We start from the raw sequence: 25,656 nt of genomic DNA, 5'->3' as shown, positions 1-25,656 counted from the left end.
GGTGAAGCCGTCAGACGACGCCGTCCGCGCGGAGGCCCGCCACCTCCTCGGCGGTGCGGCCCAGTTCGGCGAGGATGGCCTCGGTGTGCTCGCCCACGTCCGGCACGGGGTCCATGCGCGCGGGCAGGCCCGCGAGGTCGGCCGGCGGGAGCAGCGCCTCCACGGTGGCACCCGGCACCTCGACCTCGCTCCAGCGGCCACGGGCGGCCAGCACGGGGTGGTCCAGGAACGCGGCGACGTCGTTGACCCCGGCGCACGCGATGCCGACGCGCTCCAGGTCCTTGAGGATCTCGTCGGAGCCGGAGCGGGCGAACCGCTCGGCGACGACGGCGTTGAGCTCCTCGCGGTGGGCGACACGAGCCGAGCCGGTGGCGAAACGCGGATCGTCGACCAGCTCCGGACGGCCGAGGAACTCGGCGCACAGGGCCACCCATTCCCGCTCGTTCTGGATGGAGAACAGCACCTCCTTGCCGTCGGCGGCGGTGTACGTCCCGTACGGCGCGATGGTGGCGTGCTGGGTGCCCAGACGCGGGGGCTGGGTGCCGCCGTACCGGGTGTAGTAGGCGGGCTGACCCATCCACTCCGCCAGCGCCTCGAACAGCGACACCTCCACGGGATGCGCCTCGCCGGTGGTGGCACGGGTGTACAGCGCGGTGAGGACGCCGCTGTAGGCGTACATCCCGGCGGCGATGTCGGCGACGGAGATCCCGGTCCGCGCGGTCCCCTCGGGGGTTCCGGTCAGCGACACCAGCCCGGTCTGGCACTGCACGAGCAGGTCGTAGGCCTTGCGGTCGGACCAGGGGCCCGTCGTGCCGTAGCCGGAGATCGTGCACGGGATCAGGCCCGGTCGGCGCTCGGTGACGGTGGCGGCATCCAGCCCGAGCCGGGCGGCGGCGCCCGGGGCGAGGTTCTGCACGAACACGTCGGCGCCGTCGAGCAGGTCGTGAAGGATCTCGTGGCCGCGGGGGTCCTTCAGGTCGAGCGTGAGGGACTCCTTGGAGCGGTTGAGCCACACGAAATAGCTGGAGTGGCCGTGCACGGTCGTGTCGTACCGGCGGGCGAAGTCACCGCCGCCCGGCCGCTCCACCTTGATCACCCGGGCCCCGAGGTCGGCGAGCTGCCGGGTGGCGTAGGGCGCGGCCACGGCCTGCTCCAGACTGACCACCGTGACCCCGGCCAGGGGATACCGCTGCACGCTCATGCCTCAAGCTCCTGAATCCGGTACGGAAGGCGCTCGGACAGTCTGCCGCAGGGGACGGACGCGGAGGCGGGTCACCGACGCGATCCGGATCACGCCGTCGGGCGGTTTGGCGGGGCGGCGGTGCCGGTGGGGTGCGGTTTCGCCGGCTCGACGAGGGAGAGCCTGTGCGCGTCGAGGGCGTCCGGCGGTGGAGGTCATGGCCCGCGTGCGGTGGATGCGCCCCGGCGTACGGCGGTCAGGGGCGCGCCAGCCTGCGCATCGTGAGGGCCAGGTGCAGCCGGAGCCGTCCCTGCGGGGTACGGATCGGCCAGCCGAGCAGGTGCTCGGCGTGGGCCAGGCGCTCCTGGAGCGTGGAGTGGTGGACGTTGATCTCGGCGGCGGCGGCCCGCAGGCTCGACGTGTACGTGATCGCGTGCAGCGTGACCGGCAGCCAGGGGGCGGACGCGGCGGCGGTCTCCAGAGCGCGGACGTCCGGTGGCGGCTCCGAGCCCGGCAGGACGAGATCGGCGAGCAGGGAGACACCGCCCAGCTCGTCGGCGTACACGGCCCGGGGCCCGGGGTCCCACGGGGTCCCCTCGGCGGTGAACCGCAGGGCCGTACGGGCCTCGGCCCAGGACCGGGGCAGCTCGAGCACCGGGACGGCGGATCCGACACCGAGGCGCCCGGCGGTGAGCGGGGGGCCCGGGAGCTCCGGCCGGTCGGCGCTCACGTTCGCCGGGGCGCGGTCCGTCCCTTCCGTCTCTTGAAGGGAGGCGGAAGGCGGCAGTCGGTTGCCGGAGCCGGCCTCCGGGGCGTCGGGTATCACCCGCGGTCGGCCGTTCAGCGGCGCGAGGGCCCGGGCCGGTGCCGTTGGGTCAAGCCCGAGGCGGCGGGCGGCGTGCAGGCGGGCCGGTTCGGGGGCTGTGGCATCGAGGAGCGTCTCGACCAGCGCCGGGTCGTGAGCCGGGGCCCGGCCGCGGGTGCGGTCGAGGACCAGCCGGACGGCGCCGGCGGCGCGTTCGAGGATCACGGCGTCGACCACGCTGGGGATGGGCTGCACCGGCACCTGTCCGGGTGCGGCGGCCGGGGCGGGCCGCGAATCGAGCACCGTCACCGCCGGGCCGCCGTGCTCGGCATCGCCCCCACCACCCGGGGCGACCCCGGCCGGTCCGGACACGCTCCCGGCCGGCCCCGCACCGTCCCCGCCGCGCTCCAGCCACAGCATCCCCGTACCGTCCGGGCCCAGCCGGACGGCGGGCCAGGCCGGGTCGGGCGGGGTGCCGGTGTCACGCCGGGTGCCGTCGGTCTCCACCCTGACGTGGACGCGCCGCTCCGGATCCACCAGCCGGGCCGGGCAGCCGGCCAGGACGGCGGCACCGCGCACGAGTGCCTCCAGCCCGGCCCTGGACTCGGCCAGGCGGTCGAAGTAGGCGATGACCCGGACCGCAGCGCCGGCGTCCGGGTCGAGGGCGGTCAGCCGCCCGGCCAGCTCTTTCATAGGCCCCATGGTGCGGTATGCGGCCGTTTCCGGGACGGTCGGCGTACGAAGGCTTTCCGGGCACGGCCACCGACGAGTCCGGTCGCCCCGGCCCTCAGACCCCCAACAGCCTGCGCAGCCACGTCAGATGCGCCGCCCGCGCTGCCTGCGACAACGCCGCCTGCGGAGCGAACCCGTCGAAACCGTGGAATCCGCCCGGCCACACATGCAGCTCGGCCACCCCACCGGCCTGCCAGATACGCGAGGCATAGGCCACGACCTCGTCGCGGAAGGTCTCCGCCGAGCCGACGTCGAGGAAGGCCGGAGGCAGCCCCGTGAGGTCCTCGGCCCGGGCCGGTGCCGCGTACGCCGGTACGTCGGGGCCGCCGCGGCGCGAACCGAGGAGCGCGGTCCAGCCGGTCTCGTTGGCGGTGCGGTCCCACACCCCCAGGCCCGCCATCTGGTACGTCGACGGCGAGTCGTTGCGGTCGTCGAGCATCGGGCACATCAGCACCTGTCCGATCGGCTGCGGCCCCTTGCGGTCCCGGGTGAGCAGGGCCAGGGCCGCGCACAGCCCGCCGCCCGCGCTCGCGCCCGCGACGACGATCCGCTCGGGGTCGGCGCCGAGTTCGGCGGCGTGGTCCGCCGTCCACAGCAGCCCGGCGTAGACGTCCTCGACCGGCGCGGGGTGCGGGTGCTCCGGCGCCAGCCGGTACTCCACCGACACCACGATCGCGTCCAGAGCCTGCGCCCACGCCAGTGGGACGTCGACTCCGACCCGGTTGTTCCCGATGACCATGCCGCCGCCGTGCACGTGGTAGATCACCGGACGCGGGCCGGGCGTCTCCGGCGCGGCCGGGCGGCAGATCAGCAGGGAGATGTCCGGCGCACCCTCCGGGCCGGGCACCCGCCGGTCCTCGACCTCGAACGTCCCGCCCATCGTCAGGTCGAGCTCGGCCAGCATCCGGATGCCCGGGCCCTGGCGCACCTCCGCGATCTCGTCGAGCGTGAGCCCCGGACTGATCATGTCCTTGATCAGCTCCAGGGCGGCGGCGAGTTCGGGGTCGAACGGGGGCGGAACATGCGTCATGGACGTCTCCTCACACGAGGTCGCGGCGGCTCGTGCAGTCATGGTCGGTCCCAGGACCCCGTCCGCGGACGCCGCCGGGCGGCGGAAGCTGCCCGCCGTTCGGCGGGTGTGGCGGGGGCGGGGGCGGGGGCGGGCACCGCGGTGAGTGGCGTGTCCAGCGCGCGCCTGCCGCTCGGGCTCGGCGGTCAGGGTAGCGGTCTGACGCCCCCGCACGGCGGGGGCCGCCGGCTCCTGCCGTCCAGCGGCGTCGTCGTCTCGCAGGGCCCGCTGCCCGCCACAGCTATACCCTTTCCTACTACTTAGGATGATTGATGCAGGTTGGTGCGGCGGGGAATCCGGCAGGGATGAGAATGCGGTGACGAGGGAGCAGCAGACGCCGGGGCTGCCTGGCGCGCATCGCCCGGAGCAGGTCGACGGTCTGCCGTTCCGCCTGCCCGTCCTCCGTGCCGCGCGGGCGGTGGCCAGGGCCGCGGCCCTGGCGGCAGGTCTGGTGGGCCTGGTGGGCCTCATCCGGTGGATCACCGGCGTGCCGACGAGCGTGCTGCCCGTTGGCCTGGCGGGCATGAAGGCCAACACCGCCGTGGGCCTCATCGCCCTCGGCTTCTCCATGTTCGTGACCACCCGCGCTCAGACCCGCCCGTGGATGCTCGCCGCGGCCCGTGCGGCGGCGGTCCTGGCCGCCCTGCTGGGCGCGCTCACTTTGGTGGAGTACGTGACCGGGGCAAACCTGGGAATCGACGAGCTGCTCTTCCAGGACCGCGACCGCCTCGCCGAGGCGAAAGGGCAGCCGCCGGGACGGATGGCGCCGAACACGGCCGTGGCGCTCGTGCTCGCGGGGGCGGCCTCAGTGTGCGCCGGTGCGTCCCGGATCTCCGCCTGGGCGAGTCAGATCCCGGGCTTGGCCGTCGGAGCACTCGGCGTGCTGCGGCTGTACGGGGCTGCCTACGGGGTGCCCGAACTGGAGCGGTTCGGCGCCTACATCGGCATCGCCCCGCCCACCGCGGTGGCCCTGGTGCTGCTGGGCGCGGCCCTCTTCCTGGCCCGTCCGCGCGAGGGGCTCGCAGGGCTGCTGCTGAACGTGGGTACAACCGGCGCGCTGGGACGATGGCTGTTTGTCACCGTCCTGATCGTGCCGCCGCTGCTGGGCTGGGCCGTCCTGGCGGGTGAGGACGCGGAAGTGTTCGGGCCGCGGCTGGGCACCGCGTTGCTCGTCTTCGGGCACGTGGCCGTGTTCACGTCGGTGATCTTCGTGACGCTGACCGTCGGCCGCCGGGTCGAGGTGGCGCACGGCCGTCTCGCGTGGCAGGTGCGCCAGAACGAACTGCTGCAGGCCTTCTTGGAGCACACGCCCTCGGTGGTGTTCATCAAGGACCTGGAGGGCCGCTTCCTGGAGGTCAACACGAAGTTCGAGCAGGCCTTCAGCCTGCCCCGCAGCCAGGCCCTGGGCCGCCGGGACCAGGATGTCCTGCCGTCCGAGCTCGCCCGTCAGTCGCGGGCCTCCGACCTCGCCGTGCTCGCGGAGGGCCGGCCCATACAGCGGCAGAAGACACTCGCCCTGCCGGGGGGCCCGCGGGAGTTCCTCTCGACTCGGTTCCCGCTCAACGACGCCTCCGGCAAGCCCTACGCCGTGTGCGGCGTGTACACCGACATCACCGAACGCGTCGCGGCCGAGCGCGAGGTCCAGCGGTCCCACCGGCGCTTCCTCGCGCTGCTGGAGTCCGCTCCCGACGCCACCCTGATCACGGACGGCAGCGGCACCGTCGTCCTGGCCAACCCCCAGGTGAGACGCCTCTTCGGCCGTACGCCGGGGGAGCTCGTCGGAACCGAGGTGGTCGGCCTGGTGCCCGTCTCTCGGCGCCGGCGCCACCGCGCACTCCTCGGTGCCTACCTCCGCCTGCGTGATCCGAAGCCCACGGTGCTGGACAGGGAGCTGTACGGGCTGCGCGGTGACGGCTCCGAGTTTCCCGTGGAGGTGAGCGTCAGCAGCCTGCAGTCCGAGCAGGAGACGCTCGTGGTGCTGACCGTCCGGGACATCACCGAACGCAGACGGCTGGAGGCCGAACGCGCCCAGCGGTACGAGCAGCAGCGGCGGATCGCGTACACCCTGCAGCACAGCCTCATGGGGGAGCCGCCTCGCCTTGCGTACCTGCCCTGCGCCTACCGGTACCTGGCGTCCGTCCAGGACCCCGGCGTAGGCGGTGACTGGTTCGACGTCATTCCGCTCGACGAGCGCCGCACGGGCGTCCTCATCGGCGACGTGATGGGCCGGGGTCTGGAGGCCGCAGCCGTCATGGGGCAGCTGCGCGCCGCCTCCCACGCCCTGGCCCGCGCGGGTGCCCCGCCGAGCGGGCTGATGAACTCTCTCGACACGTTCGTCAGCGACCTGCCCGACCAGCTGGTCACCTGCGTCTACCTGGTCCTGGACCAGGGCAGGCACGAGGTCACCCTGTGCTCGGCGGGGCACCTGCCCGTCATCGCCCTGCCGCCCGACGGGCCCGCCTGCCGGCTGGGAGCACCGGTCGGGGTGCCGCTGGGCGTCAACGATTTGGGAGGCGGGGTGCCGTTCGAGGAGGTGACCAGGCCGCTGCCGCCGGGCAGCGCTCTGGTGCTCTACACCGACGGGCTGATCGAAAGGCCCGGGACCGACATCGAGGTCCAGGTCGACGTCCTGACCCACACCGTCGATGTCGCGCTGAAGGGCGCTTCCGCCGACGACCCCGGCAGCCTCGACCGGGCGGCGGACCGGCTGATCAGAACCCTCATCACGGACACAGCCGCCTACGACGACGACGTGACCCTGCTCCTGGTCGGCGTCCCCGGACAGGACGCACCCGACGCCGACGGCTGATCACCGACCTCGCCTGCCTCTCGACCCCGCACACGCGACGGTCACCGCACACGAGTTCCGCGACGCCCCGGGCGCCTCCCGTGACCGAGGGCTGGTCCACCGCAACCGCGGTGGCTGAAATGTGTCTCTCAACGCGCGGCCGACCGCTTCGCCGAGGGGCGGGGACGCGGTGGCGAGGCGGACGGGGGGGCTGGAATGAACATATGGGCAGTGCCCGGATACACGCAGTCGCTCGAACCCGGGTCGGGGGCGAGCGGGCGGGGCGTACTCGCCGTGCACGAGGAGACCGGCGTGCCCGTGGCCGTGAAGTACCTCAGCGAGACCCTGCGAACAGTGGACCGGCGCACCCGCCTCGCCCGCCGCGGACGTGTACGCGGCCACGGCCACCTTCTTCGAGTGCCTGACGGGTCACAAGCCGTACGAGGGTGACGACATCGCGGAGCTCGCGCTGCAGCACGTCGACGCACCCGTCCCGGCCGAGGAGGCCCCCAAGGCGGTGCGGGAGCTGATCCGCCGTGGTCTGGCCAAGGATCCGCGGGAACGGCCCGCACAGGCCGATGCGTTCGTCGGAGACCTGGAAGCCGCTGCCGGCGCCGCCTACGGCCCCGCCTGGGAGGAACGCGGCCGGGGCCGGCTCGCCGCACTGGTGGCACTGCTGCCGCTGCTCCTGCCCTCGGCCTGCCCGCGCTGGTCGTGGTCTGCGTACTGGCGTTCCTCCGGGGCACCGCACGGCACAGGCCGAACTGCGCATCCTCTCCGGCACTCCGCGCACGGTCACCGCCCGCTTCGCGTACGACTGACCCTGACCGGTCACCGCGCCGAAGCGCGGCACCCCCTCCGTGCCGGTCGCTCTCTCATGACCCGGATCTGTACATTTGTACGACAGGGCATACCGGCACCAGGCGTGCCGACGGCCACGCCGGTTGCATGAACCTCGCAGGCGAGGACCACATGTTCGACTTGAGTGCGCCGACCGTGACCACGTTCCTCGTGTACGTGGCAGCCATGATCGGAACCGGTGTCTGGGCCTACACCCGCACTCGCACCTTCACCGACTTCGCTCTGGGCGGCCGCAGACTCAGCGCGCTCGTAGCCGCCCTGTCCGCAGGGGCCAGTGACATGTCCGGCTGGCTGTTCCTCGCGCTGCCCGGAGCGGTCTACGCGGCGGGTATCGGCGCCAGCTGGATCGCCGTCGGCCTGGTGATCGGCACGTACCTCAACTGGCTGTTCGTCGCGCCGCGGCTGCGCACCTACACCGAGCGGGCCGGGAACGCCGTGAGCCTGTCGGCTTACCTGGAGGAGCGGTTCGAGGACCGCACCCGGATGCTCAGACTGGTGTCGGCCGCCGTGACCCTGGCGTTCTTCACCGTCTACGTGGCCAGCGGCTTCGTCGCCGGCGGGCTGCTGTTCGAGCAGGTCTTCGACATCCGGTTCGGTATCGGGGTGACCCTGACCGCCCTGGTGATCGGTGTCTACGCGTGCCTGGGCGGCTTCCTCGCCGTGAGCCTGACGCATGTGATGCAGGGGACCCTGATGTTCCTCGCCCTGCTCGTGCTCCCGCTCACCGGTGTCGCGGTGCTCGGTGGCTTCGGGGCGCTGGGCGACGGCATCGAGCAGAAGACGCCGAGTCTGCTCGACATGGGGAGCACGGTCGGCTACGCGGACGGGCGGTGGTCGGACGGCGGGTCCCTCGGGGCGGTGGCGACGATCTCGCTGCTCGCCTGGGGCCTCGGCTACTTCGGCCAGCCGCACATCCTGGCCCGCTTCATGGGCATCCGCAGCACCCGCGCCGTCCCCGCGGCCCGCCGCATCGGGACCGCCTGGGCCGGTGTCGTGCTCGCCGGTGCCACGCTCGTCGGCCTGGTGGGGATCGGGCAGCTCGGCACGCCACTCACCGACCCGGACACGGTGTACATCGTTCTGGCCGAGACCCTGCTCACCCCCTGGGTCGCCGCCGTGATGCTGATCGCCGTACTGGCGGCCATCATCTCGACCGCGGACAGTCAGCTCCTCGTGTCGTCCACCGCCCTCACCGAGGACTTCTACCGCGCGTTCCTCCACCGGCGTGTCGAGGACAAGGTGCTGGTGCGGGTCGGCCGCGGCGCCGTCGTGGTGGTGATCCTGGTGGCCTTCGTGATCGCGCTCAGGGGCGGCGGGCTGCTCGACATCGTCGCCCAGGCCTGGGCGGGCTTCGGCGCGGCCTTCGGGCCGGTGGTCCTCCTCTCGCTGTACTGGCCGCGCATGACGTGGGCGGGGGCCATGGCCGGGATCGTGTCGGGCGCGGCCACGGTGCTGTTCTGGGACCAGGTCAATCCACTGCTCGGGCCCCTGGAGTCGGGCATCTACGAGATGGTCCCGGGCGTGCTGGTCGCCACGTCCGCCGCACTGGTCTTCGGCCGGTTCGTCGGCCGACCGCCGAGACGGGCCTTCTGGCGCATGCCGGGGGGCGCGGTGAGCCAGTTGACGGCCACCCCCTTGCTCAGCCACGCACCGGTCGGCATGGCCGTCCTGGACACCGATCTGCGCTACGTGTGGGTGAATGAGTCGCTTGACCGCCTCATCCCCCTCCATGAGCGCCTGGGGCGGCAGGTGCGGGACGTGCTGCCCGGGCCGGAGGCGGAGGCCTTCGAAGAGCAGATGCACAAGGTCCTCGAGACCGGGGATGCGGTGCTGGACTACGAGTACCGGGGGCCGAGCCACGCCGATCCCGACCGGATTCGCGCGTGCTCCGCCTCCTTCTTCGGCATGCAGGACCGCAAGGGCCGCTACGTGGGCATCTCCTACCTGGTCGTCGACGTCACCGAGCGCTGGCGGGCCCAGGAACGCCTGGCACTCCTGAACGACGCGGGCGCTCGCATCGGCAGCACGCTGGAGGTGACGCGGACCGCGCAGGAGCTGGCAGACGAGGCGGTGCCGGCCGTCGCCGAGTTCGTCGCCGTCGACCTGCTGGACTCGGTCATGAGGGGCGAGGAGCCCGCCCCCGGACCGGTCGGCATGACGCCCGTCATCCGCCGTGCCGGCCAGCGGTCGGTGCGCGAGGGCTGTCCGGAGGCGAGCCTGGCCGTGGGCGAAACGGTTCGGCGCGCTCCCCTGTCGCCCGTCACCCGGAGCCTGCTGGAGAGTACGACGCAGGTGGAGCGGGTCCTGGACCTTTCCCGCAGTGCCTGGGTGACCGAGGACGAGTCCCTGGGAGCCTCCCTACGCGACTTCGACTTCCGATCGCTGATGGTGGTTCCGGTGCGGGCGCGCGGGGTCACCTTGGGAGTGGCGACATTCGCCCGCACCGCCCGTACGGGCCCCTTCGAGGACGACGACGTGCGTCTCGCCGAGGAACTCGTCTCCCGCGCCGCACTGTGCGTCGACAACGCGCGCCGCTACACACGCGAGCGCACCGCGGCCCGCTCCATGCAACGTTACCTGCTGCCTCAGGAGCTGGCCGGCGGATCCGCCCTGGAGGTGGCCTCCTGGTACCTGCCCGCGGACGCCCCCACCGGTGTGGGCGGCGACTGGTTCGACGTGATCCCGCTCTCCGGAGCCCGTGTCGCGCTGGTCGTCGGGGACGTCGTCGGGCACGGCATGAACGCGGCGGCGACCATGGGGCGCCTGCGCACCGCGGTCCGCACGCTCGCCGATCTGGACCTCCCGCCTGACGAACTGCTGGCGCACCTCGACGACCTCGTCATCGGCCATCTGGGGGCGTACGACAGCCAGGAGCGTGCGGCGGCCGGAGACGAGAGCGCGGGCGCCGCGTTCCTCGGGGCCACCTGCCTGTACGCCGTGTACGACCCGGTCGCCAGACGGTGCACGCTGGCCCGCGCCGGCCACCTCCCGCCCGTGGTCGTCCGTCCGGACGGCACCGCGGACATCCTCGACCTGCCCGCCGGACCGCCCCTCGGCCTCGGCTACCTGCCCTTCGAGTCCACCGAGGTGGAGCTGGCCGAGGGCACTCTCCTCGCCCTCTACACGGACGGCCTCATCGAGACCTACGACCGGGACATCGACGCCGGGCTCTCCCGGCTGGGCGACGCCCTCGCGGTGCGCGGGTCCGACCTGCAGGCGATCGGCGGGGCCGCGGTCGACACCCTCCTGACGGGTCCGCCGTCCGACGACGTGGCCCTGCTCCTGGCCCGGACCCGTGCCCTGGCCCCGGACCAGGTCGTCTCCTGGAGCCTGCCCCGCGATCCGGCTGCCGTCGCGCACGCCCGCGGTCTCGTGAGCGGGCAACTGGAGGAGTGGGCCCTGCCCGACCTGGCCTTCACCACGGAGCTCATCGTCAGCGAACTCGTCACCAACGCCATCCGCCATGCGACCGGACCCGTCGGCCTGCGCCTGATCCGGGACCGCGTCCTGATCTGCGAGGTCTCCGACGGCGGCAGCACCTCACCGCGCCTGCGCCACGCTCGGACCACCGACGAGGGAGGGCGGGGGCTGCTGATCGTGGCCCAGCTCGCCCAACGGTGGGGAACCCGCTACACGACGACCGGCAAGGTCATCTGGACGGAGCAGGCCATCCCCGCCGACGCGGCCGTCTAGGTGTGCTGTTCGGGCAGGTTGGTGACGCGGCTGGCTGGGGTGTGGCCCGGATCCCGGCCCCGGCACGTCCCGGCGCCGGGATCCGGGCTCAGTGGCTCGCGGTACCCGACCGGACCGCCAGCCGGCTGCGGGAGACCACGCGCGTCCCGCACCCGTCGGCGACCCGGACCTGCAGCGAGCCGCACCCGCAACGCGTCCACTCCGTGCGGCCCGTCGCGGTGGCGTGCCGCGACAGCACCTGGAACGGCTCGCCCCGGTCCGGCCAGCCGCAGTGCGGGCAGGCGGTGGCATCCGTGCTGGTCATGACTGACTCCTCGTACGTCGTGGCTGGTTGACCGTCGCGACACAGCCAGGGTGCGTCGAAGGATCCGTACACGTCCAGGTTGACTTTGTGGACGCCACTGTGAAGCCTGGGCTTCATGATTGACCTGCGCCGGCTGCACGTCCTGAGGGCGGTCGCCCACTACGGCACGGTCACCGCGGCCGCCCGGGCCCTGCACTTCACGCCGTCCGCCGCCTCCCAGCAGGTCCGGCAGCTCGCCCGGGACCTGGGGGTCGACCTGCTGGAGCCGCAGGGGCGCGGGGTGCGTCTCACTCCGGCCGCCGAGAGCCTGCTCGCGCACGCCGACGCCATCCAGGCCCGCTGGGACCAGGCCGAACTGGATCTACGGGCCGACCACGGGGCGCCTTCCGGGGTGCTGCGGGTCACCGGATTCCCGGTGGCCGTCTCGGTGCTGCTGGCGCCGATGGCGGCCCGGCTGGGGGAGCGGCACCCGCGGCTGTCCGTCCGGATCACCGAGGCGGCCGTCCCGGAGAGTTTCGACCTGCTCTTCGAGGGTGACACCGACTTGGCGATCGTCGAAGCGACCCCGCACAACCCGCCGTTGAGCGACACGCGGTTCGATCAGCAGCCGCTGCTCGACGACCCGTTCGACTTGGTCGTGCCGGAGGGGCACCGGCTGGCGGGGCGGGCCCGGGTCGATCTGGCCGAGGCGGCGCGGGAGGCATGGATCGCGCCGGTGGAGGCCAGCCCGTGCCGGCCGCACGTCCTCTCCGCCTGCGGCGCGGCCGGGTTCACCCCCGAGGTCGTCCACCACGCCCTCGACTGGAACGTCTGCGCCCACCTCGTGGCCCACCGGCTCGGCGTCGCCCTCATCCCGCGCCTGGCCCATCTGACCCCGCATCTGCCGATCACCCGGGTGCGCTGCACGGGCGACCCCCACCGCAAGCTCCTGACCTGCACCCGGACCGGCGGGCACGCCCGCCCGGCGGTGGCGGCGGCCCTGGAGGAACTACGGGGCCTGGCGCGGACGGCGGTCGCCTGACACCCACAGGGCCCGGTCGGATCGCCCCCCCCCGCGCGTCCCTCCGGCGCGGCCCTCCCGCGTCACCTCCCGCGCGCGTCACCCCCGGGCGCCCCCACCCGCAGCCCGTCCATGACGAAATCCAGCAGGCGGGTGGCGCGCGGCTGCCAGTCGGTGTGGGGGTCCATCGTCCAGAGCCCGCCGATGACGAGGAAGAGGTCGCTCACGGTGACCCCCGGGCGGATGGTCCCGGCGTCCTCGGCTGCTCGGAGCAGGAGTTCGGCCGCCTCGGTCACCGGGGCGTGGCCCGGCTTCTCCGGCCGGCCGGGTGCGCTGGTGGCCTGGCGGATGGCGTCGGCCAGGCCCGCCTTGGTCATGGCGAACCGGGCCAGCCGGTCCATCCACTCGCGCAGCGCACGGTCGGGCTCCCGGCTCTCCAGCAGCGCCGGGGCGGTGTCGGCGACCTGCTGCATCTCGTGCCGGTAGATCTCCAGGACGAGCGCCTCACGGGTGGGGAAGTGACGGTAGAAGGTGCCCTGCCCCACGCCCGCCTTCTTGGCGATCGCGCTCAAGGGGACGCCCGCCGAGCGCGTCAGTTCCTCCAGCGCGACTTCCAGGATGCGCTCGCGGTTGCGCTGCGCGTCCGAGCGCAGGGGAGCGTCCTTCTTCTGCCGCACTCGCCCTCCTCTCGGGCCATGGCCGAAACCAGCCCCTTGTTAAGCGGACAGCTGTCCGTTACGTTTTCCGGTAACGGACAACTGTCCGCTTGTTCATCGTATCGGCGTGCCGCGTGTGCGGACAGCCCGCGGTCGCGTGCCCCGGGCCCGCCCGCCCCGCATCCTGCACGGTCGCGAACCGGCATCGCCACCCGTAGCGACCCTGCCCACCACCGACCTCGCGATGTGAGAGAGAAGGCTTCCATGCCCCCATCGACGTCCAGCGACCTCACCCTGTCCGTCAACGGCGAGAAGTACACGCTGACCGTCGACCACCGCACCACCCTGCTCGACGCCCTGCGGGAACGACTCGACATGACGGGTACCAAGAAGGGCTGCGACCAGGGCCAGTGCGGTGCCTGCACGGTCCTGCTCGACGGCCGCCGGAGCGTGGCCTGCCTCCAGCTCGCCGTGGCGGCGGAGGGGCGCGAGATCACCACCATCGAAGGCGTGGCCGAGGGCGAGCGACTGCACCCCGTGCAGCAGGCGTTCCTCGACCTGGACGGCTTCCAGTGCGGCTACTGCACACCGGGCCAGATCTGCTCGGCCATCGCCGTGATCGAGGAACACGCGGCCGGCTGGCCGAGCGCGGTCACCGGCGACGTCCGGCCCGAGGCGGGACCACCACCTCTGACCCCGGAGGAGATACGCGAGCGCATGAGCGGCAACCTGTGCCGCTGCGGCGCGTACGTGTCGATCGTCCAGGCCGTGGCCCGGGCCGCCGAGGAGACCAAGGGAGCTGCGGCATGAGGGAGTTCGGCTACCAGCGGGCGTACGACGTCTCCGGCGCGGTCGCCCTGCTCGACGGCGACGGGGAAGCCCGATTCCTGGGCGGTGGCACGAACCTCGTCGACCTGATGAAGACCGGTGTCGAACGGCCCGCCCGGCTCGTCGACGTACGCGAACTGCCCCTGAACCGCGTCGAGCCGGCCGAGGACGGCGGGCTGCGCATCGGGGCCACCGTCACCAACAGCGACCTGGCCGCCCACCCCGAGGTCCGGCGCCGCTACCCGGCCCTCGCGCAAGCCGTGCTGGCCGGAGCGTCCGGGCAGCTGCGCAACATGGCCACCGTCGGCGGCAACCTCCTCCAGCGCACCCGCTGCGGCTACTTCGCCGACGTCAGCTCCCCCTGCAACAAGCGCGCCCCCGGCAGCGGCTGCCCCGCCGTCACCGGAGAGCACCACAACCACGCCGTCCTCGGCGCCTCCGACCACTGCGTGGCCACCCACCCCTCCGACATGGGCGTGGCACTGGCAGCCTTCGACGCGAGAGTGTCGTACGAAACGGCCGCCGGGCCTGGTGAGCTGCCGCTCGCCGACTTCTACCTGCCGGTGGGGGAGACCCCCCATCGGGAGACCGCCCTGCCGCCGGGTGCGCTCATCACCGGCGTCACCCTGCCGCCCATCGCCACCGCCGCCCACTCCCGCTACCGCAAGGTGCGCGAGCGGGCCTCGTACGCCTTCGCCATCGGCTCCGTCGCCGCCGCGCTCGACGTCCGGGACGGCCTCGTCCACGACGTGCGCCTGGCCTTCGGCGCGGTCGCCTCCCGCCCCTGGCGCGCCCGCGCGGCCGAACGCGCCCTGACCGGCGGCCCGGCCGATGCGGAGCACTTCGCGGCCGCCGCGGACGCCGAACTGGCGGCCGCCAGGCCCCTGCCCCACAACGGATACAAGGTGACCCTGATGCGCAACCTCGTCGTGGCCGTGCTGAGCGAACTCGCCGAGGAGGCCGCCCGATGACCACCGCCACCAGGGGAGCCGTCGGCACCGCGCACCCGCGCGTGGAGGGCCGCGACAAGGTCACCGGAGCGGCGCGCTACGCCGGCGAGATCCCCTTCGCGGAACTCGCCCACGGCTGGCTGGTGCCGTCCACGGTCGCCCGCGGCCGCATCCGCGCCCTGGACATCGAGGCCGTGCTCGCCATGCCCGGGGTTCTCACCGTGCTCCACCACCACAACGCCCCGCGTGTCGACACCGGCTACACCGGCATCATGGGCACTCCGCCGGACCCCACGGTCGGCCTTTTCCAGCACGACCGCGTGCCCCACCTGGGCTGGCCGGTGGCCCTGGTCGTCGCCGAGACCTCCGAGCAGGCCAGGGAAGCCGCCGAGACCCTCGTGGTGCACTACGACCAGGAGCCGCACGACGTCGCGTTCTCCGCCGGGCGCGAGGCCGAGGCGTACGCGCTCGACGGGCACATGCCGGCCGTGGTGGAGAAGGGCGACCTGGAGGCCGGACTCGCGGCGTCCGCCGTCGTGATCGACGCGGAGTACACCACTCCGGAGGAGCACCACAACCCGATGGAGCCGCACGCGGCGGCGGCCCGGTGGGAGGGCGGCCGACTGGAGGTCGTCGACTCCAACCAGGGCACCGGCTGGGTCGCCGGCGAACTCGCGAACCTCTTCTCCCTCGACCCGGCTTCCGTACGGGTCCGGTCCGAGCACGTCGGCGGCGGCTTCGGCAGCAAGGGTGTCCGCGTCCACCAGGTGGCCGCCGTGATGGCCGCGACCGTGCTGCAGCGCCCGGTCCGGGTCGTCATGACCCGCAGGCAGATGTTCTCCCTCGCCGGCCACCGCAGCCCCACCGCCCAGCGGGTCCGGCTCGGCGCCGACGCGGACGGGCGGCTGCTCGCGCTGGAGCACCGGTCGCTGAGCCAGACCTCCACCGTCCACGACTTCCTCGAGCCGAGCGCGGCGTCGAGCCGGTCCATGTACGCCGCCGACGCCCACCACACCGCCAGCCGGCTCGTGAAACTCGACGTCCCCACCCCGACCTGGATGCGCGCCCCGGGTGAGGCGCCGGGCTCGTTCGCGCTGGAGTCGGCACTCGACGAGCTCGCCGAGCGGTGCGGCATCGACCCGATCGAGCTGCGGGTCCGCAACGAGCCCGAGGTGGGCCCGGTGTCCGGCCTGCCGTTCGGCAGCCGCAACCTGATCCCCTGCTTCCGGGAAGGCGCCCGCAGGTTCGGCTGGGACGGGCGGGATCCGCGGCCCGGCGTGCGCCGGGACGGCCGCTGGCTGCTCGGCACCGGCACCGCCGCCGCCTCCTTCCCCACGCTGGCCATGCCGTCCACGGCGGCCCTCACCGCGGAGGCGGACGGCACCTTCACCGTGCGGATCAACGCCGCGGACATCGGCACCGGCGCCCGCACGGCGCTCACCCTGGTCGCCGCCGACGCCCTGGAAGTCCCGGCGGACCGCGTCCGGGTGCGGATCGGGGACAGCGATCTCGGCCCCGCCGGGATCGCCGGCGGTTCGGCGGGCACTCGCTCCTGGAGCTGGGCCGTCACGGCCGCCGCCCAGGAACTGCGCGGGCGCCTCACGCCGGGCGCGGACATCCCGCCGGAGGGCGTCACCGTACGGTCGAACACGGCCGAAGCCCTCGGCGCCCTCGCCCAGAAGGAGCGGCACGCCTTCGGTGCGCAGTTCGCCGAGGTCGCCGTCGACCCCGCCACCGGAGAGGTCCGTGTGCGCCGCATGCTGGGCATCTTCGCGGCCGGCCGGATCGTGAACCCGCTCACCGCCCGCAACCAGTTCATCGGCGGCATGATCTGGGGCATCTCCATGGCCCTGCACGAGGAAGCCGTCCGGGACCGGGCGAGCGGCGGCGTCTACGGCGCCGACCTCGCCGGCTACCACGTCGCCGCGCACGCCGACGTACCGCACATCGAGGCCGACTGGGTCGACGACCCCGACCCGGACGACCCGGTCGGCATCAAGGGCATCGGCGAGGTCGGCATCGTGGGCGCGGCCGCGGCGGTCGCCAACGCCGTGTGGCACGCGACCGGCGTACGCCACCGGAATCTGCCGATCCGCCCCGACCGCGTGCTGCTGGCGGGCGGCCATGCTTGATCTCGCGGGGCCTCTGCGCGAGTGGATCGAGGAGGGCCGGGGCTTCGCCGTCGCCACGGTCGTCGCCGTGGGCGGCAGCGCCCCGCGCCCTCCCGGCGCGGCGCTGGCCGTCTCCGCGGACGGCACGGCCCTCGGCTCGGTCTCCGGAGGCTGCGTGGAAGGAGCGGTGTACGACCTGTGCCTTCAGGCCCTCCAGGACGGCGAGACGCTCGTCGAGCGGTTCGGCTACAGCGACGAGGACGCCTTCGCGGTGGGACTGACCTGCGGCGGCACGATCGACGTGATGATCACCCCGTTCGCGGGCGGTCGTTCGGCGGAGAGTGCGGCGCTGGCGGCTGCCGCCCGGTCCGAGCCGGTGGCCCTGGCCCGGGTGGTGCGCGGCCCGTCCGGCCTCCTGGGCCGGGCCCTGCTGGTCCGCCCCGACGGCTCGTCCGACGGGGGCCTCGGCGGCGGCCCGGAGCTGGACCGCGCGGCGCTCGACCGGGCCAGGGCGCTGCTGGACACCGGCCGCACCGGCACCGTGGAGCTCTCCGAGGACGGGTCGCACTGCCCCGGTGGTGTCACTCTGCTCGTCGAGTCGGCCGCCCCACCGCCCCGCATGATCGTCTTCGGCGCGATCGACTTCGCGGCGGCCCTGGTGCGGGCGGGCACATTCCTCGGCTACCACGTCACCGTGTGCGACGCGCGGCCCGTCTTCGCGACCAAGGCCCGCTTCCCGCAGGCCGACGAGATCGTCGTCGACTGGCCCGACCGCTACCTCCGACGCACCGAGACCGACGGGCGCACGGTGCTGTGTGTGCTCACCCATGACGCGAAGTTCGACATCCCCCTGCTGACGGAGGCGCTGCGGCTGCCCGTCGCCTACGTCGGCGCGATGGGCTCCCGCCGCACCCACGAGGACCGCAACCGGCGGCTGCGGGACGCGGGGGTGAGCGAGCGCGAGCTGGCCAGGCTGAGGTCGCCGATCGGCCTCGACCTGGGAGCCCGTACGCCCGAGGAGACCGCAGTGTCCATCGCGGCGGAGATCGTCGCGGTACGGCACGGCGGCACGGGAGCGCCGCTCACCGGCTCGGGCAGGCCGATCCACCGGACGGCCCGCGAGCCACAGCCGGTCTGACCGGTTGCCCGTACACACCCTGCCGTCGGCATGCCGAAGGGGCCGGGGCCGTTGTCGGCCGCGGCCCCTCCACGGGTGCGGGATGACGCGGTCAGGCCGCGGCGGGCTCCGACGCGTGACCGTGCAGGCGGGCGATGACCTCGGTCAGCTGCTCGGCGACCTCGGCGTCGTCGGCCGGGTGCGTCTCGGCGAAGCGGGTCATCGAGCCGGGGATGGACAGCTTGACGTCCTCCAGCACCTTGCCGCCGGCCACGCCCACGGACTTGCGGGTCTCGTCGTGCGCCCAGACACCGCCGTACTGGCCGAAGGCGGTGCCGACCACGGCGACCGGCTTGCCGCTGAGGGCACCGGCACCGTACGGGCGGGACAGCCAGTCGATGGCGTTCTTCAGGACGGCCGGGATGGTGCCGTTGTACTCCGGGGTGAAGAGGATCAGGCCGTCGGCGGCGTTCGCGGCCTCGCGCAGCCGGGCGGCGGCGGCCGGGACGCTGCCCTCCACGTCGATGTCCTCGTTGTAGAAGGGAATCTCGGCCAGACCCTCGAACAGGTTCACCTCGGCCCCTTCGGGGGCGAGCTTGACGGCCGCCTCGGCGAGCTGGCGGTTGTGCGAACCGGCGCGAAGGCTGCCGACGAGGGCGAGGATACGAACGGACATGCTGACTCCCACGTATGAGGCACTGCTCTGAAAACACTGCGTATCGATCCGGACCGGGGTCCGTTTAAGGTTGTAGCATCCTAACCGGACCGCGGTCCAGTTTTGTTCCCGATGCTTTACGCTGGCTTCATGTCCACCGTCCCGCCGCCCTTCCCGACGCCCCAGGAGCCCGTCGACCACCCGGAGCTGCTCCAGCTCGGCAGCGCCCTGGAGGGTGACGAGCCGTGCCTGCGGGCCGACGCCGCGCGCAACCGCGCCCGGCTGCTGGAGGCCGCCGGGCGGCTGGTCGCGGAGCGCGGCGCGGAGGCCGTCACGATGGAGGCGGTGGCTGCCGAGGCCTGTGTCGGCAAGGGCACGGTCTTCCGTCGATTCGGCGACCGCACCGGTTTGCTGACGGCGCTGCTCGACCACTCCGAGAAGAAGTTCCAGGCCGCGTTCCTCGGTGGCCCGCCGCCGCTCGGACCCGGGGCGCCGCCCGTGGAGCGACTGCGGGCGTTCGGCTGCGCGATGCTGCGCCGTTCGACCGACGAGCTGGAGCTGCAACTGGCCGCCGAGCCCGGCGCGAGCCGCCGCCATGTGGTGCCCGCTCGTCGTGTGCTGCGGCACCACATCGAGATGCTGCTGCGGCAGGCGGTGCCCGGGGCGGACTGCGAGCTCCTCGCCCACACGCTGATGGGCCAGCTGGACCCGGCCCTCGTGCACCACCTGACCAGGCAGTGCGGCATACCGCTGTCCCGTCTCGAAGCCGCGTGGACCGATCTGGTCGACCGGGTGACGGGCACGGGCGCCGCCCGCTGAGGGTCCTCCGCCCCACTTCGTGAGCGCTCACGGGTTCGTCACAACTCCCCCGCCGGAAGCGCGCATTGGGGCTTCTGCCAAGATGCCGTACGTCATGGTGCAGATACCGAAAACGCCCGCGCCCCCGTCCCCCGCACCGTCGCGCTCCGTGCCCACGAGCGCCGATGTGGCCCGCCTGGCCGGCGTCTCGCGCGCGACCGTCTCCTACGTCCTCAACAACACCAGCGCCGTACGCATCAGCGAACCCACCCGCCGCCGTGTGCACGACGCCGCGAGGGAAATCGGATACGTACCGCACGCCGCGGCCCGCAGCCTGCGCGCCGGGCACAGCCGCATGGTCCTCATCCCCGCGCCGACCTTCCCCGTCGGCCCGCTCTACAACCGGTTCCTCACTGACCTCCAGGGTTCACTCGGCAGTCTGGACTACACGGTCGTGCAGTACGGCACCGGTGGCCCGCACGGCGACGAAGCAGCCCGCGCCTGGGCCGAGTTGAGGCCCGTGGCCGTGCTCGTGCCCGGCTCCGGTCTCGGCCCGCGCGGAGTGGCGGTGCTCAAGCGCTCGGGGGCCCGGGCCGTGGTCACCCTCGGCCCCGAGACCATCGAGGGCGCGCACGCGCTGCTCATGGACCACGACGTGGTCGGCCACAGCGCGGGCGCCCACCTCTACGACCGCGGCCGGCGCCGGATCGGCGTCGTCGTCCCGCAGGAGGCGGGACTCGAGGCGTTCTCCGCGCCCCGCCTCGACGGTGTGCGCGAGTCGGTGCGCGGCACGGACGCCACGGTGACCGAACTGCCCCTCGCCTACGACGAGCAGGCCGCGGCGCGCCTTGCCGCCCGCTGGCGCACCCTCGGCCTGGACGCCGTGTTCACCTACAACGACGAGTACGCGATGCTGCTGATGCGCGCCCTGCTGGACGAGGGCATCCGCATCCCCGAGGAGACCGCCGTGATCGGCGCCGACGACCTGATGCTCGGGCGGCTGCTGCGGCCCAGGCTGAGCACGGTCCACCTGGAGCTGCCCTGCGGCCGTGAACTGGCCGAACTGGTCGACCGCGCGGTGCGCAAGCCCAGCACCGAGCCCGAGACGCACAAGGTGCTGGGGGCGACGGTGCTGCACCGCGAATCGAGCTGACCCGGCGCGGCCCGGCTCGACCGGCCTGCAGGGCCGGCGCGGCTCGGTTCGACCGGCCTGCAGGGCCGGCGCGGCTCGGTTCGACCGGCCTGCAGGGCCGGCGCGGCTCGGTTCGACCGGCCTGCAGGGCCGGCGCGGCCCGGCCCGGCGCGGACCGGCAGGACCGGCTCGGCTCGACCGGCCTGCAGGACCATCCCGGCCCGGCTCGACCTGCTCGGCAGGACCGGCCCGGCACAGCCCGCTCGACCTGCTCGGCTCGACCGGCCGGCGCACGGCCCGGCCGCCCGGCTTTCGTGCCGCGGCACGGCTAGGATGTTGCATGCTCAACAAAACGGGGACGCGTCTTGCGCGGGCCGCGGCACACCGCCGCGTCCGCTCGGCGCGTCCCGCCATGTGACCGCCGAACCGGCCGCGCACGTACGGGAGTTGTGCCCAACCCGTCAGCCGGTGACCGATCGATCGGAGAGCCGTCATGCCGTTGCTCGACACCAGGGCCTGGCAGCCCCGCCGCCTCGCGGGGGCCGGGTACACCGTCACCGAGCCCGCCACCGGCCAAGCCCTCGGCACCTTCGCCCTCGCCGCCCCCGTGGACGTGGAGGCCGCCGCCGGACGGGCCGCCACCGCCCAGCGCGCATGGGCACGCACCCCGCACTTCGCCCGCGCCGCCGTGCTCCGCAAGGCCGGTGACCTGTTCACCGAGCACGCCGCCGAACTGCGCGAGTGGCTCGTCCGCGAATCGGGCTCCGTCCCCGGCAAGGCCGACTTCGAACTGCACGTCGCCGCCCAGGAGTGCTACGAGGCAGCGGCGCTCGCCTCCCGCCCGGTCGGCCAGGTCCTGCCCAGTGAGGCGCCGCGCCTGTCGTACACGCGCCGCGTCCCGGCCGGTGTCGTCGGCGTGATCTCGCCGTTCAACGCCCCGCTGATCCTGTCCATCCGCTCCGTCGCTCCGGCCCTGGCGCTGGGCAACGCGGTCCTGCTCAAGCCGGATCCGCGCACGGCCGTCTGCGGAGGGCTGTCCCTCGCCGCGGTCTTCGCCGCCGCGGGCCTGCCCGAGGACCTGCTGCACGTGCTCCCCGGCGGCCCGGAGGCCGGACAGGCCCTGGTCGCCGACCCGCGCGTGCCGGTCATCTCCTTCACCGGCTCCACCGCCGCCGGACGGGCCGTGGGCGAGGCCGCCGGCCGTCACCTCAAGCGGGCCCACCTGGAACTGGGCGGCAATTCGGCCATGATCGTGCTGGAGGACGCCGACCTCGACGCGGTCATCTCCACGGCCGCCTGGGGCTCGTTCTTCCATCAGGGCCAGATCTGCATGACCACCGGACGCCATCTGGTGCACGCGTCCCTCTACGACGAGTACGTCGAGCGGCTGGCCGCCAAGGCGGACTCGCTCGCGGTCGGCGACCCGCACCGGGACCAGGTCCACCTGGGGCCCATCATCGACTCGGCCCAGCTCGGCAAGATCAGCGGCCTGGTCGAGGCCAGCACGGCCGCCGGTGCCAAGCTCGCCGCCGGCGGTACCCACGACAGGCTCTTCTACCGGCCGACGGTCCTTGCCCACGTGGACGACCGCTCCCCCGCGTACACGGAGGAGGTCTTCGGCCCTGTGGCGCCCGTCCGCCCCTTCACCACCACCGACGAGGCGGCGGCGCTGGCCGCGCAGAGCCCGTACGGCCTCTCCCTGGGCATCGTCACCAGGGACCCGGCCCGCGGCCTGGACCTCGCCGAGCGCATCCCGACCGGCATCGTCCACATCAACGACCAGACGGTGAACGACGAGGCCGTGGCGCCCTTCGGCGGAGTCGCCGCCTCCGGCACCGGCGCCCGCTTCGGCGGTGAGGCCAATCTGGAGGCCTTCACCGAACTGCGCTGGACGACGGTACGCGGAGACGTCGCTCCGTACCCCTTCTAGGAGCCGACGCCCCTTCCAGGCCCGGCACCCCTTCCAGGTCCGGCACCCCTTCAAGGAGCCGGCCCGAGAGGCCCCGGGCCCCGGGAGCCGTCACTCGGCGGCCGGCTGCTGGGCCTGCTGCTCGGCGATCGACTTGCGCACCTCGTCCATGTCGAGGTTGCGGGCCTGCCCGATGACGTCCGTCAGGGCGGCCTCGGGCAGGGCGCCGGGCTGGGCGAACACGGCGACCTGGTCACGGACGATCATCAGCGTGGGAATGGACTGGATACCGAAGGCCGCGGCCAGCTCGGGCTGCGCCTCGGTGTCCACCTTGCCGAACACCAGGTCCGGGTTCTCCCCGGCCGCCTTCTCGTACACCGGGGCGAACTGCTTGCACGGCCCGCACCAGTCGGCCCAGAAGTCGATCAGGACGAACTCGTTGTCCGTGACCGTCTGGTCGAAATTCTCCTTGGTGAGCTCCACGGTGCTGCTCATGGCGTACATCCCTCTTCCTGGTGGGGGGTCAAGCCGTCGGCACAACACGGCCGACCGGACACGTATTCCGCGCCCCTACCCATGTGGCCAGGGCGCACACCACCCACCAGACTGACCCCATGACGGAAACGGAAACCAACACGTACGACGTCGTGGTGCTCGGTGCCGGGCCCGTGGGGGAGAACGTCGCCGACCGCACCCGCGCCGCCGGATTGACCACGGCGGTCGTGGAGAGCGAACTGGTCGGCGGTGAATGCTCCTACTGGGCGTGCATGCCCAGCAAGGCTCTGCTGCGTCCGGTCATCGCCCGCGCGGACGCCCGCCGCGTCCCCGGCCTGCGCCAGTCCGTACAGGGCCCCCTCGATGCCTCCGCGGTCCTCGCCCACCGGGACTACTACACCTCGAACTGGAAGGACGACGGTCAGGTCGGCTGGCTCGACTCCATCGGCGCCGACCTGTACCGCGGCCACGGGCGCCTCACCGGCCCCCGCACCGTGACGGTCACCGGCCCGGACGGCGGCGAGCGCGTCCTGACCGCCCGGCAGGCCGTCGCCGTCTGCACCGGCAGCCGCGCCGCCCTGCCCGGCCTGCCCGGGCTCGACGCCGTCAAGCCGTGGACCAGCCGGGAGGCCACCAGCTCCCAGACCGTGCCCGGCCGGCTGATCGTGATCGGCGGGGGAGTGGTGGCCACCGAGATGGCCACGGTCTGGCAGGCCCTCGGTTCGCAGGTCACCCTGCTGGTCCGCGGCAAGGGCCTGCTGCCCCGCATGGAGCCGTTCGCCGGGGAACTGATCGCCGAGGCGCTCACGGAGGCAGGCGCGGACATCCGTACGGGTACCTCGGTGGAGTCGGTGACGCGGGAGAACGGGACGGTCGTGGCCGTCACCGACACGGGCGACCGCATCGAGGCCGACGAGATCCTCTTCGCCACCGGCCGGGCCCCGCGCACCGACGACATCGGCCTGGAGACGATCGGCCTCGACCCCGGCTCCTGGCTGCCGGTCGACGACAGCCTCCGTGTGGACGGCCACGACTGGCTGTACGCGGTCGGCGACGTCAACCACCGCGCACTCCTCACCCACCAGGGCAAGTACCAGGCCCGCATCGCGGGCGCCGCCATCGCCGCGCGGGCCACCGGGGAGACCCTCGTGGCCGGGCCCTGGGGCGCCCACGCCGCGACCGCCGATCACGCCGCCGTCCCGCAGGTCGTCTTCACCGACCCGGAGGCCGCGGCCGTGGGCCTGTCCCTGGCCGAGGCGGAAGAGGCGGGGCACCGGGTGAGGGCCGTCGACGTGGACCTGTCCACCGTCGCCGGGGCGGGCCTGTACGCCGACGGCTACCAGGGCCGCGCCCGCATGATCGTCGACCTGGAGGCCGAGATCCTGCGCGGCGTCACCCTCGTCGGCCCCGGCGTCGGCGAACTCATCCACTCCGCGACCGTCGCGGTCGCCGGGCAGGTTCCGGTCAGCCGCCTGTGGCACGCCGTCCCGTCGTACCCCACCATCAGCGAGGTGTGGCTGCGGCTGCTGGAGGCGTACCGCGACGCCTGACCCGCGGACCGTCCGGCGCCCCGCGCCGGACGGCCCTGCCGGGTCACCCGTGCGCGGTCACAGGTGGGCGGGCACCACCAGGTCCCGGTAGTCGTCGTCCCACAGGTCCTCCTCCGCCTCCGGCAGCAGCAGCACCCGATCCGGCCGCAGCGCGTCGACGGCGCCCTCGTCGTGCGTGACCATGACGATCGCGCCCGGGTAGGTGCCCACCGCGGCCAGGACCTCGGCGCGGGAGGCCGGGTCCAGGTTGTTGGTGGGCTCGTCGAGGAGCAGGACGTTCGCGCCCGAGTGCACCAGACCCGCGAGGGCGAGCCGGGTCTTCTCGCCGCCGGACAGGACACCGACCCGCTTGCCGGTGTCGTCGTCGGTGAACAGGAACGCGCCCAGGACCCGCCGCACCTCCCCGTCGGTGAGGTGCGGCGCGGCTCCGGCCAGGTGCTCACGGACCGTCGACTCCGGGTTCAGGGTGTCGGGTTCCTGCGCGAAGTAGCCCAGGCGCAGACCGTGCCCGTGGACCACCCGGCCGCTGTCGGGCGTGTCCTGCCCGGCCAGGATGCGCAACAGGGTGATTTTCCGGCGCCGTTGGGCCCCAGCACCACCAGGCGGCTGCCCCGGTCGACGGCCAGGTCGACACCCCGCAGCACGGCCTGGCTGCCGTAGGACCTGGTCAGGCTCACCGCGCCGAGCGGGACCCGGCCGCAGGGCGCCGGCGCGGGCAGCCGGATCCTGGCCGGCTTCGCGGCGTGCCGGGCCGTTTCGAGGTCCGCGAGCAGGCGGTCGGCGCGGCGGGCCATGTTCCGTGCGGCCACCGCGGTCGCCACCCGGGCGCGCATCTTGTCGGCCTGGGCGTGCAGCGCCGCCTTGCGCTCGGCGTTCGCCCGCTCGCGCGTCCGGCGCCGCTCGTCGGCGTCCCGCTGCTCCAGGTAGGCGTCCCAGCCGGTGTTGTGGATGTCGAGCGCGGCCCGTCCCGGGTCCAGGTGGAAAACCCGGTCGTCTTCCCGGCGCCGATGGGGGTACCTCCCT

The 25,656-nt window shown here is 73.5% G+C and carries 18 protein-coding genes and 2 pseudogenes; 12 read left to right on the top strand and 8 right to left on the bottom strand.

Going from position 1 to position 25,656, the window contains the following annotated elements; all coding sequences use genetic code 11:
• Positions 1-10 precede the first annotated feature (10 nt).
• The 3 genes from BJ965_RS03335 to BJ965_RS03325 form a co-directional block, all read right to left on the bottom strand.
• On the bottom strand, positions 11-1,201 hold the full coding sequence (locus BJ965_RS03335) for a CaiB/BaiF CoA transferase family protein (protein ID WP_184907268.1): 1,191 nt from the start codon (positions 1,199-1,201) through the stop codon (positions 11-13).
• Between the two features lie 235 nt (positions 1,202-1,436).
• Positions 1,437-2,678, bottom strand: a complete 1,242-nt coding sequence (locus BJ965_RS03330) for a PucR family transcriptional regulator (RefSeq protein WP_184907267.1) — start codon at positions 2,676-2,678, stop codon at positions 1,437-1,439.
• 94 nt (positions 2,679-2,772) lie between these two features.
• Positions 2,773-3,747: an alpha/beta hydrolase gene (locus BJ965_RS03325; protein ID WP_184907266.1), complete on the bottom strand. Its 975-nt coding sequence runs from the start codon at positions 3,745-3,747 to the stop codon at positions 2,773-2,775.
• A 355-nt stretch (positions 3,748-4,102) separates the two neighbouring features.
• Between BJ965_RS03325 and BJ965_RS03320 the strand changes: the two genes are divergently transcribed.
• The 3 genes and pseudogenes from BJ965_RS03320 (at position 4,103) to putP (ending at position 11,128) form a co-directional block, all read left to right on the top strand.
• Positions 4,103-6,595: a SpoIIE family protein phosphatase gene (locus BJ965_RS03320; protein WP_184907265.1), complete on the top strand. Its 2,493-nt coding sequence runs from the start codon at positions 4,103-4,105 to the stop codon at positions 6,593-6,595.
• 195 nt (positions 6,596-6,790) lie between these two features.
• Positions 6,791-7,274 (top strand): annotated as a pseudogene (locus BJ965_RS40345) (serine/threonine protein kinase); the annotation flags it as partial.
• A 248-nt stretch (positions 7,275-7,522) separates the two neighbouring features.
• Positions 7,523-11,128, top strand: coding sequence for a sodium/proline symporter PutP (putP, locus tag BJ965_RS40080; protein ID WP_313666694.1), 3,606 nt, complete (start codon positions 7,523-7,525; stop codon positions 11,126-11,128).
• A gap of 88 nt (positions 11,129-11,216) precedes the next feature.
• Here putP and BJ965_RS03305 read toward each other — a convergent pair whose 3' ends face one another.
• Positions 11,217-11,432 carry a hypothetical protein gene (locus BJ965_RS03305; protein ID WP_184907264.1) on the bottom strand — a complete coding sequence of 72 codons (216 nt, stop codon included), beginning with the start codon at positions 11,430-11,432 and terminating at the stop codon, positions 11,217-11,219.
• A gap of 115 nt (positions 11,433-11,547) precedes the next feature.
• Between BJ965_RS03305 and BJ965_RS03300 the strand changes: the two genes are divergently transcribed.
• Positions 11,548-12,453 (top strand): LysR family transcriptional regulator, encoded by a 906-nt coding sequence (locus BJ965_RS03300; RefSeq protein ID WP_184907263.1) that lies wholly within the window; start codon positions 11,548-11,550, stop codon positions 12,451-12,453.
• Positions 12,454-12,515: 62 nt separating this feature from the next.
• On the opposite strand, the gene BJ965_RS03295 is transcribed toward BJ965_RS03300, so the two are convergent.
• Positions 12,516-13,109 carry a TetR/AcrR family transcriptional regulator gene (locus BJ965_RS03295; RefSeq protein WP_184907262.1) on the bottom strand — a complete coding sequence of 198 codons (594 nt, stop codon included), beginning with the start codon at positions 13,107-13,109 and terminating at the stop codon, positions 12,516-12,518.
• A gap of 243 nt (positions 13,110-13,352) precedes the next feature.
• Between BJ965_RS03295 and BJ965_RS03290 the strand changes: the two genes are divergently transcribed.
• The 4 genes from BJ965_RS03290 to BJ965_RS03275 are packed head-to-tail and all read left to right on the top strand — an operon-like array spanning position 13,353 to position 18,115.
• Positions 13,353-13,898, top strand: a complete 546-nt coding sequence (locus BJ965_RS03290) for a (2Fe-2S)-binding protein (protein WP_184907261.1) — start codon at positions 13,353-13,355, stop codon at positions 13,896-13,898.
• The gene (locus BJ965_RS03285) at positions 13,895-14,887 is read left to right on the top strand and encodes an FAD binding domain-containing protein (RefSeq protein WP_184907260.1); all 993 of its coding nucleotides are present in this window, start codon (positions 13,895-13,897) and stop codon (positions 14,885-14,887) included. The genes BJ965_RS03290 and BJ965_RS03285 overlap by 4 nt, the downstream gene beginning before the upstream one ends.
• Positions 14,884-16,998 carry a xanthine dehydrogenase family protein molybdopterin-binding subunit gene (locus tag BJ965_RS03280; protein ID WP_184907259.1) on the top strand — a complete coding sequence of 705 codons (2,115 nt, stop codon included), beginning with the start codon at positions 14,884-14,886 and terminating at the stop codon, positions 16,996-16,998. The genes BJ965_RS03285 and BJ965_RS03280 overlap by 4 nt, the downstream gene beginning before the upstream one ends.
• Positions 16,991-18,115, top strand: coding sequence for an XdhC family protein (locus tag BJ965_RS03275; RefSeq protein ID WP_184907258.1), 1,125 nt, complete (start codon positions 16,991-16,993; stop codon positions 18,113-18,115). Before BJ965_RS03280 ends, BJ965_RS03275 begins: the two co-directional genes overlap by 8 nt.
• Positions 18,116-18,206: 91 nt before the next feature.
• On the opposite strand, the gene BJ965_RS03270 is transcribed toward BJ965_RS03275, so the two are convergent.
• Complete coding sequence (locus BJ965_RS03270) at positions 18,207-18,770, bottom strand: NAD(P)H-dependent oxidoreductase (protein ID WP_030851110.1); 564 nt, start codon at positions 18,768-18,770, stop codon at positions 18,207-18,209.
• A gap of 129 nt (positions 18,771-18,899) precedes the next feature.
• Here BJ965_RS03270 and BJ965_RS03265 point away from each other — a divergent pair, with 129 nt between their 5' ends.
• The 3 genes from BJ965_RS03265 (at position 18,900) to BJ965_RS03255 (ending at position 22,609) form a co-directional block, all read left to right on the top strand.
• The gene (locus BJ965_RS03265) at positions 18,900-19,568 is read left to right on the top strand and encodes a TetR/AcrR family transcriptional regulator (RefSeq protein WP_184907257.1); all 669 of its coding nucleotides are present in this window, start codon (positions 18,900-18,902) and stop codon (positions 19,566-19,568) included.
• Positions 19,569-19,662: 94 nt separating this feature from the next.
• Positions 19,663-20,700, top strand: coding sequence for a LacI family DNA-binding transcriptional regulator (locus BJ965_RS03260; RefSeq protein WP_184907256.1), 1,038 nt, complete (start codon positions 19,663-19,665; stop codon positions 20,698-20,700).
• A gap of 472 nt (positions 20,701-21,172) precedes the next feature.
• The gene (locus BJ965_RS03255; RefSeq protein WP_184907255.1) at positions 21,173-22,609 is read left to right on the top strand and encodes a benzaldehyde dehydrogenase; all 1,437 of its coding nucleotides are present in this window, start codon (positions 21,173-21,175) and stop codon (positions 22,607-22,609) included.
• 90 nt (positions 22,610-22,699) lie between these two features.
• Here the strand turns inward: BJ965_RS03255 and trxA are convergent, their stop codons facing one another.
• Complete coding sequence (gene trxA / locus BJ965_RS03250; RefSeq protein WP_030851095.1) at positions 22,700-23,083, bottom strand: thioredoxin; 384 nt, start codon at positions 23,081-23,083, stop codon at positions 22,700-22,702.
• Between the two features lie 119 nt (positions 23,084-23,202).
• Between trxA and BJ965_RS03245 the strand changes: the two genes are divergently transcribed.
• On the top strand, positions 23,203-24,633 hold the full coding sequence (locus BJ965_RS03245; protein ID WP_184907254.1) for a dihydrolipoyl dehydrogenase family protein: 1,431 nt from the start codon (positions 23,203-23,205) through the stop codon (positions 24,631-24,633).
• A 57-nt stretch (positions 24,634-24,690) separates the two neighbouring features.
• Here BJ965_RS03245 and BJ965_RS40340 read toward each other — a convergent pair.
• A pseudogene (locus tag BJ965_RS40340) lies at positions 24,691-25,625 on the bottom strand (ATP-binding cassette domain-containing protein); the annotation flags it as partial.
• Between the last annotated feature and the right edge of the window lie 31 nt (positions 25,626-25,656).

It is taken from the genome of Streptomyces luteogriseus (genome assembly GCF_014205055.1).
In the GTDB taxonomy this organism is placed as follows: Bacteria; Actinomycetota; Actinomycetes; order Streptomycetales; family Streptomycetaceae; genus Streptomyces; species Streptomyces luteogriseus.
This window is presented reverse-complemented; position numbering and strand designations above follow the sequence as displayed.

Coding starts and splice junctions, on each gene's coding strand:
- BJ965_RS03335 (WP_184907268.1), bottom strand. CDS start 1,201: ATGAGCGTGCAGCGGTATCCCCTGGCCGGGGTCACGGTGGTCAGTCTG.
- BJ965_RS03330 (WP_184907267.1), bottom strand. CDS start 2,678: ATGAAAGAGCTGGCCGGGCGGCTGACCGCCCTCGACCCGGACGCCGGC.
- BJ965_RS03325 (WP_184907266.1), bottom strand. CDS start 3,747: ATGACGCATGTTCCGCCCCCGTTCGACCCCGAACTCGCCGCCGCCCTG.
- putP (WP_313666694.1), top strand. CDS start 7,523: ATGAACCTCGCAGGCGAGGACCACATGTTCGACTTGAGTGCGCCGACC.
- BJ965_RS03305 (WP_184907264.1), bottom strand. CDS start 11,432: ATGACCAGCACGGATGCCACCGCCTGCCCGCACTGCGGCTGGCCGGAC.
- BJ965_RS03300 (WP_184907263.1), top strand. CDS start 11,548: ATGATTGACCTGCGCCGGCTGCACGTCCTGAGGGCGGTCGCCCACTAC.
- BJ965_RS03290 (WP_184907261.1), top strand. CDS start 13,353: ATGCCCCCATCGACGTCCAGCGACCTCACCCTGTCCGTCAACGGCGAG.
- BJ965_RS03285 (WP_184907260.1), top strand. CDS start 13,895: ATGAGGGAGTTCGGCTACCAGCGGGCGTACGACGTCTCCGGCGCGGTC.
- BJ965_RS03280 (WP_184907259.1), top strand. CDS start 14,884: ATGACCACCGCCACCAGGGGAGCCGTCGGCACCGCGCACCCGCGCGTG.
- BJ965_RS03275 (WP_184907258.1), top strand. CDS start 16,991: ATGCTTGATCTCGCGGGGCCTCTGCGCGAGTGGATCGAGGAGGGCCGG.
- BJ965_RS03270 (WP_030851110.1), bottom strand. CDS start 18,770: ATGTCCGTTCGTATCCTCGCCCTCGTCGGCAGCCTTCGCGCCGGTTCG.
- BJ965_RS03265 (WP_184907257.1), top strand. CDS start 18,900: ATGTCCACCGTCCCGCCGCCCTTCCCGACGCCCCAGGAGCCCGTCGAC.
- BJ965_RS03260 (WP_184907256.1), top strand. CDS start 19,663: ATGGTGCAGATACCGAAAACGCCCGCGCCCCCGTCCCCCGCACCGTCG.
- BJ965_RS03255 (WP_184907255.1), top strand. CDS start 21,173: ATGCCGTTGCTCGACACCAGGGCCTGGCAGCCCCGCCGCCTCGCGGGG.
- trxA (WP_030851095.1), bottom strand. CDS start 23,083: ATGAGCAGCACCGTGGAGCTCACCAAGGAGAATTTCGACCAGACGGTC.
- BJ965_RS03245 (WP_184907254.1), top strand. CDS start 23,203: ATGACGGAAACGGAAACCAACACGTACGACGTCGTGGTGCTCGGTGCC.